The sequence below is a fragment of the Pseudomonas sp. FP2300 genome, assembly GCF_030687595.1.
In the GTDB taxonomy this organism is placed as follows: Bacteria; Pseudomonadota; Gammaproteobacteria; order Pseudomonadales; family Pseudomonadaceae; genus Aquipseudomonas; species Aquipseudomonas bijieensis.
This window is the reverse complement of sequence record NZ_CP117440.1, coordinates 1,014,302-1,026,815: the sequence shown is the minus strand read 5'-3', so window position 1 is coordinate 1,026,815 and position 12,514 is coordinate 1,014,302. Positions and strand designations below refer to the sequence as shown.

Genomic DNA, 12,514 nt, shown 5'->3' with positions numbered 1-12,514 from the left:
GCGTTTTTTTCAGACCACCAGATTATTCATCTCGCAGTACTCATCCCATTCCACACCCAGCACCTCGGCCGCTTCCTTGTGCAATGCAAGGCGCTGCGCCTCGAACTCTTCAGGTGTACAGGTGTACTTGAGCGTCAACTCCCAAGGCTGCAGGCCCTGGGCTTCGGCCTCATCCTCGAACGCCCACTGGATCTGGTCTTTTTGATCATCGGCAGGCAAGTCCTTGATCTCTTCCAGCAGTTGGGGCGCATCCAGCACGTACTTCTTCAGCGCTTCTTCGTGCCTGGCTTCCTGGGTCAATGCTTTAACGGTCATGGCGTTCTCGTTGATCTGGGGAATGGAAGATGGATCTGGATCATCAAGGATCTCTCTGACGCAAAAAACCGTGTGAAGCCCGGTTTATCTGGCCTTCAGAACCATTCGGGGATCATCTGAAAACTGCTGGGCGATGCACATGCAGGCAACGAATATAGGACGTTTTGCCGACGATTTACACGGTTCTTTACATCTATCCCACAAAAAACCATGCGTATGAGAAACCAGGCGGGCTTGGGAACATCTGTCAAAATAACCAGTCATAGCGATGTGCCATATCAGCACTTCACAAGGAACCCTAGTGATGCACAGCTTTTCGAAACGTTCGTCGACCCGGCTTGCTACCGCGACCTTGCTGCTCGGCAGCCTGAGCTTGGCCGGCCTTGCTCAAGCGGATGTCGAAGTTAGCTCCGGTACACCTTTGCCTTCCGACACAATCCCCGTGCTCCGCAACTCATTTGATAAAGATGTTCTCATCAAGACCAATATCAGCGTGGGTGACTTGGAAAACTTGCCAGAAGCAGTCAGGGATAACGCCGCCGAACTGGAAAACCAGAAGCGCACCCTCAGCGAGCAGGCCCGCCTGATCGAAGAATTCAAGCGCAACAGCGGCTCCAGCTCCACCTCCAGCAGCAAGGAGATTGATGAGCTCAAGCGCACGATCAAGGAACAGCAAGACGATCTGAAGGACCTTGGCAAACAAGTGGAAGAACTCAAGCGCAATAGCGGCTCCAGTTCGAGTTCGAGCAACAGCGAGATTTCGTCCCTGAAACGGGAGCTCAGCGATCAGGACGGTCAGATGGACCAGCTCAAACGCACGGTCGAGGAGCTGAGCAGGAAAGTGAAATAACGAGAGGCGAAACCGGAATCGATCCTCCTCTTTGCCTCTGAACATAAAGAAGGAAATTTTTAAGTTAGAAAATTTCTCTACCTCTAGGTGTACCCTCATTGGGCTTTCCAATGGTACGACTGGGACGCAGACACTCCTGCGTCCCTAGTTCGCAAGAAAATTCCGGGGGATCGGTGATCCACTCTTAGAGGTTTGGATCCAGCACAATGACGCCTTGCACTTCCCTTCGTTCCAATAAGGCATGAGCCAGGGCCGTTTCGCTTAAGGGGAGCGTCGCGCCGATGACGGGTTTGATCACGCCGCTTGAAACGCCGTCAGCGAGGAACTCCAAAGCCTCGCGAATCAACGCTGGGCGCTGAAAGAACGTCGGTAGGTAAACGCCGGCCAAGGTTTGCGCTTTGGCCATCAACCGACGAGGCGCCAATGCCTCGCCTGGACCCCGCGTGGAGCCCACCACCACACAACGCCCAAGCGTAGCGAGGCACTCAAAGTTCTGATCGAACACCTCGCCGCCGATCGTCTCGAGGATCACATTCACCCCGCGCCCCGCTGTCAGCTCCAGAACGCGTTGCGGCCACTGAGGAGTGTCGTAGGCAATGGCATGGTCAGCCCCAAGGCCGCGCACGAATGCGCGTCGACTTTCAGTGCTGGCCGTACCGAAAACCAACTGTGCGCCCATGGCTTTGGCGATCTGTACAGCCAGGCTCCCGACACCGCCGGCGGCCCCCTGAATCAAAACGTTTTCACCTGCTTGCAGATGTGCGCATACGCGTAAAGCGAGGTACGCAGTAACCCCCTGACAAGGCAGGCCAGCCATTGCGACATCGTTTGCCATCTCATCCAGCGTAACCAGCATGTTCACGCGAGCGATAGCCTGCTGTGCGTATGCGCCTTTGGACATGAGCGCCATGACCTTGCGACCGACGACACCAGGGTCAACACCCTCCCCTGTTTCCGAAACGCGTCCGACCACCTGAAGTCCGGCGACATGTGGTAGCGTAACACCACCAACGCGTGTTTCGGGTCGGTTATACATGCCCAACCGTTCACGAATATCTGGAAAATTCACCCCGATCGCAGAGGTGTCTATCAATACCTCGCCGGGCCCCGGCACGGGCGTTGGCAAGTCGACGTACTCGAGCACTTCGGGGCCGCCGAAGCTACGGAACTGAATTGCTTTCATAATCTGAGACCCTGGATTCTTCGCTCGTCAGATCTGTAGACGCAGGCCCGACTTGGAGCCTAATCAGTGGTGCGGCGTGTGCTGCCGAGCAAATCGTCAGCGCAATGTTTCAATTACTTCACCCCATTGAGAAACAACGTAGCGTGTTTCAAAAACAGATCCGGGTATTGATAGATCGCGCCATGGTTTGAATCCGGGTAGATCACCAATTGGGCATTGGGCAACGTCTGCTGCAAGGTCACGTCATTGACGCTGTAGAAGACAATATCGTGGCTGCCGGCGACTACTAGCGTCGGTTGCTTGATGGCCTTCAGGTAGTCGTTGGCGTTGTCTATCCGCGCTCCCCAGCCTGCTATGGCCGCGGCTTGCGCTGGTGCGGTCTTGCTATCGACGTCGACATCCCGATTGACCTTACGTGCACGCAGACGGGTAAGAAATTCACGTCCAGCGGCCTGGCTTTCTGCAGTTTGGGTGAAAAATACGTCCAACAGCAGCTCATCCGGTACGTCGCGCTTTTTCGCCAGGTAGCCTTGGAACTCGGGCGTCAGCGAAGACATGCCTACGCCACCGCGAGGTGAGGAGCCGACCAGAATCAGTCGACGTACCAGTTCCGGATGATCAAGCGTCATTTGCTGGGCGATCAGACTACCCATGGAAAAACCAAGCACATCAGCCTTGGTTACACCCAACCGCTGGAGCAGCCCGGCGGCGTATTTGGCCATGCCCTGGATATTATTCGGCACTTCACCGCTTGAGCTGGCGACGCCGGCATTGTCGAAAAGTATGACTTCGCGATCATGGGCAAAACCGTCTATGACTTTCGGGTCCCAACTGTCGAGGTTGCCGACGAAATGCTGGAGAAACACCAACGGTACGCCACCGGCTTTGCCAAAACGACGGTAAGCCAAGCGCGCACCATCAACTTCGACGAATTGGGTCGGCGCGGTTTGATGGGTGTAGCTGGAAGCCACTTTGTGCTTTGCCGGGGAGGCGCTGACCTGAACAGTCAGCGTCGAGCAGGCAGCCGCCAGCGTGACGAGGGCGAACGTACGGCGCAACGCCCCACGGGTGTTGAGAGCGGTCATAGAGATGTACCTGATACAAACGGTGGGTATAAGGTCCGCCCCGGACGGGTTGCAGATGGGGGCGGAGCAGAATCAAGCGGGATTTTTCACGCTAGGGCGTTGCTGCACCTTGATTTGCCAGGCCAGGAGCGCGGTGCACTCTTCGGGAATGGCGATAGAAGCGAACCCGGCGAACACAAGCCCCGCGAATACGGTGATGTCGGCCATGGAAAATTGCTCCCCGGCGATATAGGGCTGGTTGCGGAGGACATAATCGAAATACTTCATTCCGTCGACCGCTCTGTCGCGCTGGCGGTTACCCCAATCGACACGCCCTTCCCATTCCGGACTTTTATACGGCTGCAGTGCAGCACCGAGTCCCGGCGTGGCATGGTGGAAATAGATCCCGACCGGATCGACCAGCTCTGACTCCGCGCGTTTCTGCATCATATGAATGATGGCCTTCTCCTTTGGCGTTGTGCCTGTGAGAATCGGCTCTCCGTCCAGATTGTCCAGATACTCGGTGATCGCGGTGCACTCGGAAATGTTGGTGCCGTCATCCAGTTGAAGAACGGGAACAGTGCCCAGCGGGTTGATGGCCAGGAATGCAGGTTGCTTGTGCTCTGCCGCGGGCAGATCGATCTTGATGAACTCCACTTGCGAGTCCAAGCCTTTTTCAGCCAGGACAATGCGAACACGCAGAGGATTCGGAAACCCGGGAATATCGAAAACCTTCATACAAATGCCTTACCTATCTATCTACCTATCGATAGGTATAAACTACGGCAAGAATATTTTCACTGTCAACATCTATCTATCGATAGGAAGGTAAATTTGTGACGACGGATACGCGAGAAACGATCATGCAAGTCGCCCGAACCATGGTGCAGACCCGGGGCTACAACGGCTTGAGCTTTCGTGAGCTAGCCAAAGAGGTAGGCATCAAGAGCGCTAGCATTCATTACCATTTCCCTACCAAAGGCGACCTGGGTGCCGCGCTGGCCAAGCGTTACACCGAAGACGGTCAGGAGTACCTCGAGGGTTTGCGGACCCGTTCCGATGACCTTCGCGTGTGGATGAAGGGATACACCGACATTTTTCGCCTGGCGCTGGTGAACGATAACCGCATGTGCCTTTGCGGAATCATGTCCGCCGAATTCGACGACCTGCCGCCGGAGGTTAGGACAGAGGTCGAAGCCTTTAACTCACTCAATGTCCGATGGTTATCGGAAGTGTTGTCCGTTTGCCGGCCGCAGTTGAACCAAGAAGAACGGCAGCAGCAGGCGCTAGCGATTTATGCGGCAGTGGAGGGCGCTCAGTTGATCGCGCGTGGGCGTGACGACATCAGTGTTTTTGACCAAACGATCGAAACCTATCGCTCGATGGGCCTGCTACCTTAGCTTGCAACCACTCTGATAACGGGCGACAGCCACAGAAACCACAGCAGTCGCTCGCCTGTAAACACGTCTCAGATTTCCGCACGTCGCGTGGCCAAGAGTCACGCGGCCCTTGATCATTACACTGCGGAGCGAGTGCTTGACTGGTCGGGTGTGGATGTGACGCACTTGCAACCGACTTCCTTTGCACAGTGGCTGATCTATCCGCACTGGCGTAGGCATATCGTTGAACACGGAGAGATTCGCCTACCGTTTGGCTCAGGTCGCCATGCCCCGATCGCAGCCGAGGATCAGGCTCGACTAATCGCAGCCATCCTGGAAACCCCTTAACCCCACAAGGGCAAGACTTACCCGCTACACGGTCCGATTGAACTGAACCAACAGTCCATAGCTGATGCAGTCGGCAAAGTCTTGGATCGTGAGATCAAGTACGTGGCGACAACACTGGATCAATACCGCCAGGAATTGGAGAGCGATGGCCTACAGCCTTTTCTCATTCAGCATCTGCTGGAAGTTGCGAAGGACTACCAGCACGGAGGTGAGGATTTCATCATTGGCGAAGTCACGGGACGGCCACCGATGACTGTTACACAAGGAGCTATTCAGCAGATAAAGCCCTTTTCAGGTTGCGGTAATTGACCGCTTTGAGTCGATTTCGGCCTCTTCAGCGGCAACCTCGACTGGCCCCCTGCACCGATCGCATTCCAACGGAATAGCTGAAACGAAAAAAACCGTCAGAAGGCAGGTTTTTCAAGACTTCCAAAGAACTCAAAAGCGCTCTGTGGAATGCAAGATGGTGCCCGAGACAGGAATCGAACCTGCGACCTTCGCGTTACGAGTGCGCTGCTCTACCGGCTGAGCTACACGGGCGGTGGCTAAAACTAGCACCGTCCCCCGTGGCCAGGCAACCTGCGACACAGGGATTTTCACCACACAGCAAAACGCCCCGAACCAGTCGGGGCGTTTGCTTGTTCAGCGGCTAAGCGAGGGAGTGATTAAACGCCCGATGCCTTGGCTGCTGCCACGTCTTTGATGGACAGCTTGATACGGCCGCGGTTGTCCACGTCCAGCACCAGCACTTCCACTTCCTGGCCTTCTTTCAAGATGTCGGTCACTTTCTCGACGCGAGCATCGCTCAGCATGGAGATGTGGACCAGACCGTCCTTGCCCGGCAGGATGTTGACGAAGGCGCCGAAGTCGACGATGCGTTCAACCTTGCCGACGTAGATCTTGCCAATCTCGGCTTCGGCAGTGATGCCCAGGACGCGCTGGCGTGCTGCTTCTGCCGCTTCCTTGGTTTCGCCGAAGATCTTGATCGAGCCGTCGTCTTCGATGTCGATCGAAGCCTTGGTTTCTTCACAGATCGCACGGATGGTCGCGCCGCCTTTACCGATGACATCACGGATTTTGTCGGTGTCGATTTTCATCGCGATCATGGTCGGAGCGTTTTCCGACAGCTCGGTGCGAGACTGACCGATGATCTGGTTCATCTGGCCGAGGATGTTCAGGCGCGCTTCCAGGGCTTGGCCCAGGGCGATTTCCATGATCTCTTCGGTGATGCCCTTGATCTTGATGTCCATCTGCAGTGCGGTGACGCCCTTGGCGGTACCGGCCACTTTGAAGTCCATGTCGCCCAGGTGGTCTTCGTCACCCAGGATGTCGGTCAGGACGGCGAATTTCTCGCCTTCCTTCACCAGGCCCATGGCGATACCGGCAACCGGCGCCTTCATCGGCACACCGGCGTCCATCAGGGCCAGGGAAGCGCCGCAGACCGAAGCCATCGAGCTCGAGCCGTTGGACTCGGTGATTTCCGAGACCACGCGAATGGTGTACGGGAACACATCAGCGGCAGGCAGCATGGCCTGGACCGAACGACGGGCCAGACGACCGTGGCCGATTTCGCGGCGACCGGCGCCACCCATGCGACCACACTCGCCCACCGAGAACGGAGGGAAGTTGTAGTGCAGCATGAACGGGTCTTTCTTTTCGCCTTCCAGGGTGTCGAGCAGTTGCGCGTCACGGGCGGTGCCCAGTGTGGCAACGACCAGGGCCTGGGTCTCGCCACGGGTGAACAGTGCCGAACCGTGGGTCTTCGGCAGGACGCCGACTTCGATGTTCAGCGGACGCACGGTGCGAGTGTCGCGACCGTCGATACGCGGCTTGCCGTTGACGATGTTTTCGCGAACGGTGCGGTATTCGATTTCACCGAAAGCGGCTTTGACGTCGCTGGCCGATGGCTGGCCTTCTTCGCCGGACAGCTTGGCAACGACCTGGTCTTTCAGCTCGCCCAGGCGTGCATAACGGTCGGCCTTGACGGTGATGGTGTAGGCCTGGGAGATCGCTTCGCCGAACTCGGCACGGATCGCGCCCAGCAGTTCGGTGGCTTCGGCTTGTGGAGCCCAGGTCCAGGTTGGCTTGGCGGCTTCGGCGGCCAGTTCCTTGACGGCGTTGATCACCACCTGGAACTCGTCGTGGGCGAACAGCACGGCGCCCAGCATCTGGTCTTCGGTCAGTTCCTTGGCTTCGGATTCAACCATCAGCACGGCTTCGGAAGTACCGGCCACGACCATGTCCAGGCTCGATGCCTTCAGTTGCTCGTAGGTCGGGTTCAGCAGGTAGCCGGTGCTTTCGTGGAACGCGACGCGGGCAGCGCCGATCGGGCCATCGAAAGGAATGCCGGAGATGGCCAGGGCAGCCGAGGTACCGATCATCGCAGCGATGTCCGGATCGGTTTTCTTGCTGGTGGACACGACGGTGCAGACAACCTGCACTTCGTTCATGAAACCTTCAGGGAACAGCGGACGGATCGGACGGTCGATCAGTCGGGAAGTCAGGGTTTCTTTCTCGGAAGGACGGCCTTCACGCTTGAAGAAACCGCCAGGGATCTTACCGGCAGCGTAAGTCTTTTCCTGGTAGTGAACAGACAGAGGGAAGAAGCCCTTGCCTGGATCGGCTTGCTTGGCACCGACAACGGTCACCAATACGCTGACGTCGTCGTCAACGGTGACCAGCACTGCGCCGGAGGCCTGACGGGCGATACGGCCAGTCTCGAGGGTAACGGTCGACTGACCGAATTGGAATTTTTTGATTACCGGGTTCACGGTGTCCTACCTTCTTTGTGGCTCTTGGGGAACTTGTCTTCTTGCGAAATTCTTGGGCAGTGCGGGGAATCGGCCCAACGACTGTCCAGATAAAACTTGAGGCTGGGAGCCTGCCGGCTGCCAGCGCAAAACGCGGGCAACTGGCAGACAACCAACCTCATAGCGCAATCGCTGATTAGCGACGCAGGCCCAGGCGGCCGATCAAGGTGCTGTAACGATTAACGTCTTTGCCCTTGAGGTAATCCAGCAGCTTGCGACGCTGGTTTACCATGCGGATCAGACCACGACGGGAGTGGTGGTCTTTACCGTTGGCCTTGAAGTGACCTTGCAGTTTGTTGATGTTGGCGGTCAGCAGTGCAACTTGCACTTCTGGCGAACCAGTATCACCAACAGCTTGCTGGTAGTCGGTCACGATCTGAGCTTTTTCTTCAACGCTGAGTGCCATGTGGCTTTCCTCTTGTGAGGTACCGTCTCCAGGGAAACCGTACCAACAGGCCAGGGACAAATCCCTGTATCTATAAATGAGTAGTGACCGTGCCTGTTAACAGCCACACTCGCCAACCTGCTGTTACGCAGGCTGGTTCCGGTCATTCCGACCGAATCAGTCGACGCGGCGCAATACGCCCGTCTTCACTCACTTCACCAATACCGATGAAGCGACCGTTGTGATCCTGTACCCGGACCATGCCGAATTTCGGCGCATCCGGGGCACGTACCGGCTGGCCGTTGAGCCAGTAGAACGCGCTATGTTCCGAGAATTGCAGTAGCGGCCAATCCAGCAACCCGCTGTCCGATGGCATCAGGAAACGATCGACCGCTTCGTTACCACCCTCGGCATGCACCGCTTCGAGCTCTTCGAGCGTGACCGTCTGGGCCAGCGTAAAAGGCCCAGCCTGGGTCCGTCGCAACTCTGCCACGTACGCGCCACAGCCGAGCCGTTCACCAATATCCTCCACCAGGGTGCGGATATAGGTGCCCTTGCTGCAATCCACAGCCAGCCGCGCAGTATTACCGTCAAAGGCCAGCAATTCCAAGCGCGCAATAGTAACAGAACGCGGTTCGCGCTCCACTACTTCGCCGGCACGGGCCAGTTTATACAACGGCTGCCCATCACGCTTGAGGGCTGAGTACATTGGCGGTATCTGGCTGATTTGCCCACGAAAAGCCGGTAATACAGCCTCGATATCGGCCTGACCAACGGTCACCGGGCGTTCGAGCAGAACCTCACCTTCGGCATCCGCCGTGGTGGTGGTCTTGCCCAGTTGCGCCAGGGTCTCATAACCCTTGTCGGAATCGAGCAGGTACTGGGAGAACTTGGTCGCCTCGCCAAAGCACAGCGGCAGCACGCCGGTGGCCAGCGGATCGAGGCTACCAGTGTGCCCGGCCTTTTCGGCATTGAGCAGCCAGCGAACCTTCTGCAGCGCCGCGTTGGAGGTGAACCCCAGCGGCTTGTCGAGCAGGATGATGCCGCTGACGTTACGACGGATGCGTTTGACCTGAGCCACCGATTACTCCTTGGTGTCTTCGGGTTCAGCCGCAACCGGGTGCTGACTGTCTTCAGCCACGGCGCGCTCGATCAGGGCCGACAGATGCGCACCGCGCACGACGCTTTCGTCGTAGTGGAAGTGCAACTGTGGGACGCTGCGCAGCTTCATCTCCCGGGCCAACTGCATACGCAGGAAGCCGGCGGCCGAGTTGAGCACCTTGATGCTCTGGGCGATTTCTTCGGCGCTATCCTGGCCCATCACGGTGATGAAAATCTTCGCGTGACCGACGTCACGGCTGACTTCCACAGCGGTAATGGTGACCAGGCCGACGCGCGGGTCTTTGACTTCGCGACGGATCAGTTGGGCCAGCTCGCGCTGCATCTGATCGCCGATTCGTTGGGTACGGCTGTATTCTTTTGCCATGTCTTGTTACCTGTTACTGCCCCACGGTCAAACCCGTGAGGTCTGAAAGCGGCAAACGCCCGGCCTGGCAAAAGCCAGACCGGGCGTTGCGTTTAGAGTCCGGCAGCGAGGCGGCGCATGTTCGTGCGGCTGCCCGGTGCGGCTCTTGAAGTGCGCGAGTTAGAGGCTGCGAGCAACCTGAACCTTCTCGAAGACTTCGATCTTGTCGCCGACCTTGACGTCGTTGTAGCTCTTGACGCCAATACCGCACTCCATGCCGGCACGTACTTCGGAAGCGTCATCCTTGAAGCGGCGCAGGGATTCCAGCTCGCCTTCGAAGATCACGATGTCTTCACGCAATACACGGATCGGACGGTTACGGTGAACGACACCCTCGATCACCATGCAACCGGCGATGGCACCAAACTTCGGCGAACGGAACACGTCGCGAACTTCGGCCACACCCAGGATGTTCTCCCGGACGTCGCTGCCCAGCATACCGGTCAACGCTTTCTTGACGTCTTCAATGATGTCGTAGATCACGTTGTAGTAACGCATATCCAGGCCTTCCTGCTCGACGATCTTGCGAGCGCCGGCATCGGCACGCACGTTGAAGCCGAACAGTACAGCATTGGAGGCCAGTGCCAGGTTGGCGTCGGACTCGGTGATACCACCGACACCGCCACCGACCACACGCACTTGCACTTCGTCGTTACCCAGGCCATTCAAGGCGCCGTTCAACGCTTCGAGCGAACCACGGACGTCGGATTTGAGGACGATGTTGAGCGTCTTCTTCTCTTCCTGGCCCATGTTCTCGAAGATGTTTTCCAGCTTGCCGGCGTGAGCACGAGCCAGTTTGACTTCGCGGAACTTGCCTTGACGGAACAGAGCCACTTCACGGGCTTTCTTCTCGTCAGCCACAACGCTCATCTCGTCGCCAGCGTCCGGGGTACCGTCCAGGCCGAGGATCTCGACCGGGATAGCCGGACCGGCTTCCTTGATTGGCTTGCCGTTCTCGTCGAGCATGGCACGCACGCGGCCGTAGTTCGAACCGACCAGCACCATGTCGCCTTGGCGCAGGGTACCGTCTTGAACCAGGACGGTCGCGACAGGGCCACGGCCCTTGTCGAGGCGCGATTCAACGACCACACCACGGCCAGGAGCCGAAGGCGTAGCAGTCAATTCCAGGACCTCGGCTTGCAACAGAACGGCTTCGAGCAGTTCGTCAACGCCGGTACCCATCTTCGCCGAGACCGGAACGAATGGAGTGTCGCCACCCCACTCTTCGGAGGTCACGCCGTGGACCGACAGTTCGCTGCGGATGCGATCGAGATCGGCGCCCGGCTTGTCGATCTTGTTCACTGCAACCACCAGCGGTACGCCAGCTGCCTGGGCATGCTGAACGGCTTCGATGGTTTGCGGCATCACGCCGTCGTCCGCTGCAACCACCAGGATCACGATGTCGGTCGCCTTGGCACCACGGGCACGCATCGCGGTAAACGCAGCGTGACCCGGGGTGTCGAGGAACGTCACCATGCCGCGGTCGGTTTCAACGTGGTAGGCGCCGATGTGCTGGGTAATACCACCAGCCTCACCTGCCGCAACCTTCGCACGACGAATATAGTCGAGCAGGGAGGTTTTACCGTGGTCGACGTGGCCCATGACGGTCACGACCGGTGCACGGGAAACCGCCTCACCTTCAAACTTCAGGGACTCGGCCAGGGAATCTTCCAGGGCGGTGTCGCTGACCAGGGTCACTTTGTGGCCCAGCTCCTCAGCAACCAGTTGGGCAGTTTCCTGGTCCAGTACCTGGTTGATGGTGGCTGGCGTACCCAGCTTGAACATGAACTTGATGATTTCAGCAGCCTTGACCGACATCTGCTGGGCCAGATCGCCCACAGTGATGGTCTCGCCGATCTTCACTTCACGCACGACAGGGCCGGTAGGGCTCTGGAAACCGTGGGCGTTGCGTTTCTTCAGCTTGGCCTTGCCGCGACCGCCGCGACGGAAGCCATCGCTTTCTTCATCGGTAGTACGTGGCGCAACACGGGGTGCTGGAGCCTTTTCCTTGACCGAAGCACGATGAGGCGCGTTCTTGCGCTCGCCATCGCCGCTGCCACGACGATTGTCGTCGGCACGTGGCTTGTCCGGACGACGCTGTTCGTCGCGCTTGCGAGTATCGGCAGGAGCCGGAGCTGGCGCCACGACTGGAGCCGCTTCGCGCACAGGTTCGGCAACCGGGGCAACAGCCTCGACAGCTTCCACCGGAGCGACTTGCGCAGCAGCAGGCTGGCGGCGCGCTTCTTCTTCGGCGCGACGCTTGGCTTCTTCTTCAGCCTTCTGACGAGCAGCATTTTCTACTGCGCGACGTTCTTCCTGTTCGCGTTTGCGCTCGGCTTCGATTTCTTCCGGGCTGCGCTGTACGAAGACTTTCTTCTTGCGTACTTCAACGCTGATGCTTTTGCTACCGGCAACACGCAGGGTGCTGGTGGTTTTACGCTGCAGAGTGATCTTGCGCGGTTCTTCCACTTTCGCCTTGTGACTGCTCTTCAAGTGAGTCAGCAGGGACTGCTTCTCACTGTCGGTCACATGTTCCTCGGCGGCGGTGTGCGGCAGACCTGCCTCACGCATCTGCTGCAACAGGCGCTCTACCGGTGTTTTGACCTCATCGGCCAGTTGTTTCACCGTGACTTGCGTCATGCACTTCTCTCCTCA

At 57.9% G+C, this 12,514-nt stretch carries 12 protein-coding genes and 1 tRNA gene; 3 read left to right on the top strand and 10 right to left on the bottom strand.

Going from position 1 to position 12,514, the window contains the following annotated elements; genetic code table 11:
- Positions 1 to 9: 9 nt before the first annotated feature.
- On the bottom strand, positions 10 to 315 hold the full coding sequence (locus PSH86_RS04380; RefSeq protein WP_109753495.1) for a DUF6388 family protein: 306 nt from the start codon (positions 313 to 315) through the stop codon (positions 10 to 12).
- 304 nt (positions 316 to 619) lie between these two features.
- On the opposite strand from PSH86_RS04380, the gene PSH86_RS04375 reads away from it, so the two are divergent.
- Positions 620 to 1,165: a hypothetical protein gene (locus PSH86_RS04375; RefSeq protein WP_305488120.1), complete on the top strand. Its 546-nt coding sequence runs from the start codon at positions 620 to 622 to the stop codon at positions 1,163 to 1,165.
- A gap of 184 nt (positions 1,166 to 1,349) precedes the next feature.
- Here PSH86_RS04375 and PSH86_RS04370 read toward each other — a convergent pair whose 3' ends face one another.
- The 3 genes from PSH86_RS04370 to PSH86_RS04360 form a co-directional block, all read right to left on the bottom strand.
- Positions 1,350 to 2,348 carry an NADPH:quinone oxidoreductase family protein gene (locus tag PSH86_RS04370; RefSeq protein WP_109753493.1) on the bottom strand — a complete coding sequence of 333 codons (999 nt, stop codon included), beginning with the start codon at positions 2,346 to 2,348 and terminating at the stop codon, positions 1,350 to 1,352.
- A gap of 113 nt (positions 2,349 to 2,461) precedes the next feature.
- A complete protein-coding gene (locus PSH86_RS04365) occupies positions 2,462 to 3,433 on the bottom strand; it encodes an alpha/beta fold hydrolase (protein WP_109753492.1) in 972 nt (323 codons plus the stop codon).
- 72 nt (positions 3,434 to 3,505) lie between these two features.
- Positions 3,506 to 4,150, bottom strand: coding sequence for a glutathione S-transferase (locus PSH86_RS04360; RefSeq protein ID WP_109753491.1), 645 nt, complete (start codon positions 4,148 to 4,150; stop codon positions 3,506 to 3,508).
- 125 nt (positions 4,151 to 4,275) lie between these two features.
- On the opposite strand from PSH86_RS04360, the gene PSH86_RS04355 reads away from it, so the two are divergent.
- Together PSH86_RS04355 and PSH86_RS04350 are read left to right on the top strand one after the other, a co-directional pair.
- Positions 4,276 to 4,812, top strand: coding sequence for a TetR/AcrR family transcriptional regulator (locus PSH86_RS04355; protein WP_109753490.1), 537 nt, complete (start codon positions 4,276 to 4,278; stop codon positions 4,810 to 4,812).
- 408 nt (positions 4,813 to 5,220) lie between these two features.
- Positions 5,221 to 5,448 carry a hypothetical protein gene (locus PSH86_RS04350; RefSeq protein ID WP_233459545.1) on the top strand — a complete coding sequence of 76 codons (228 nt, stop codon included), beginning with the start codon at positions 5,221 to 5,223 and terminating at the stop codon, positions 5,446 to 5,448.
- A 155-nt stretch (positions 5,449 to 5,603) separates the two neighbouring features.
- On the opposite strand, the gene PSH86_RS04345 is transcribed toward PSH86_RS04350, so the two are convergent.
- The 6 genes from PSH86_RS04345 to infB form a co-directional block, all read right to left on the bottom strand.
- Positions 5,604 to 5,679: transfer RNA gene (locus PSH86_RS04345), tRNA-Thr, on the bottom strand.
- Between the two features lie 125 nt (positions 5,680 to 5,804).
- Entirely contained in the window at positions 5,805 to 7,910 is a 2,106-nt protein-coding gene (gene pnp, locus PSH86_RS04340) for a polyribonucleotide nucleotidyltransferase (protein ID WP_003197725.1), read from the bottom strand.
- A 175-nt stretch (positions 7,911 to 8,085) separates the two neighbouring features.
- On the bottom strand, positions 8,086 to 8,355 hold the full coding sequence (gene rpsO / locus PSH86_RS04335) for a 30S ribosomal protein S15 (protein WP_039592311.1): 270 nt from the start codon (positions 8,353 to 8,355) through the stop codon (positions 8,086 to 8,088).
- A 142-nt stretch (positions 8,356 to 8,497) separates the two neighbouring features.
- On the bottom strand, positions 8,498 to 9,415 hold the full coding sequence (truB, locus tag PSH86_RS04330; protein WP_109753489.1) for a tRNA pseudouridine(55) synthase TruB: 918 nt from the start codon (positions 9,413 to 9,415) through the stop codon (positions 8,498 to 8,500).
- A gap of 3 nt (positions 9,416 to 9,418) precedes the next feature.
- Entirely contained in the window at positions 9,419 to 9,820 is a 402-nt protein-coding gene (rbfA, locus tag PSH86_RS04325; RefSeq protein ID WP_003177871.1) for a 30S ribosome-binding factor RbfA, read from the bottom strand.
- A gap of 159 nt (positions 9,821 to 9,979) precedes the next feature.
- Complete coding sequence (gene infB / locus PSH86_RS04320) at positions 9,980 to 12,499, bottom strand: translation initiation factor IF-2 (RefSeq protein WP_116834154.1); 2,520 nt, start codon at positions 12,497 to 12,499, stop codon at positions 9,980 to 9,982.
- Positions 12,500 to 12,514: the final 15 nt, after the last annotated feature.

Excerpts from the sequence above, each read along its gene's own strand:
- PSH86_RS04380 (WP_109753495.1), bottom strand. The coding sequence starts at position 315 with ATGACCGTTAAAGCATTGACCCAGGAAGCCAGGCACGAAGAAGCGCTG.
- PSH86_RS04375 (WP_305488120.1), top strand. The coding sequence starts at position 620 with ATGCACAGCTTTTCGAAACGTTCGTCGACCCGGCTTGCTACCGCGACC.
- PSH86_RS04370 (WP_109753493.1), bottom strand. The coding sequence starts at position 2,348 with ATGAAAGCAATTCAGTTCCGTAGCTTCGGCGGCCCCGAAGTGCTCGAG.
- PSH86_RS04365 (WP_109753492.1), bottom strand. The coding sequence starts at position 3,433 with ATGACCGCTCTCAACACCCGTGGGGCGTTGCGCCGTACGTTCGCCCTC.
- PSH86_RS04360 (WP_109753491.1), bottom strand. The coding sequence starts at position 4,150 with ATGAAGGTTTTCGATATTCCCGGGTTTCCGAATCCTCTGCGTGTTCGC.
- PSH86_RS04355 (WP_109753490.1), top strand. The coding sequence starts at position 4,276 with ATGCAAGTCGCCCGAACCATGGTGCAGACCCGGGGCTACAACGGCTTG.
- rpsO (WP_039592311.1), bottom strand. The coding sequence starts at position 8,355 with ATGGCACTCAGCGTTGAAGAAAAAGCTCAGATCGTGACCGACTACCAG.
- rbfA (WP_003177871.1), bottom strand. The coding sequence starts at position 9,820 with ATGGCAAAAGAATACAGCCGTACCCAACGAATCGGCGATCAGATGCAG.
- infB (WP_116834154.1), bottom strand. The coding sequence starts at position 12,499 with ATGACGCAAGTCACGGTGAAACAACTGGCCGATGAGGTCAAAACACCG.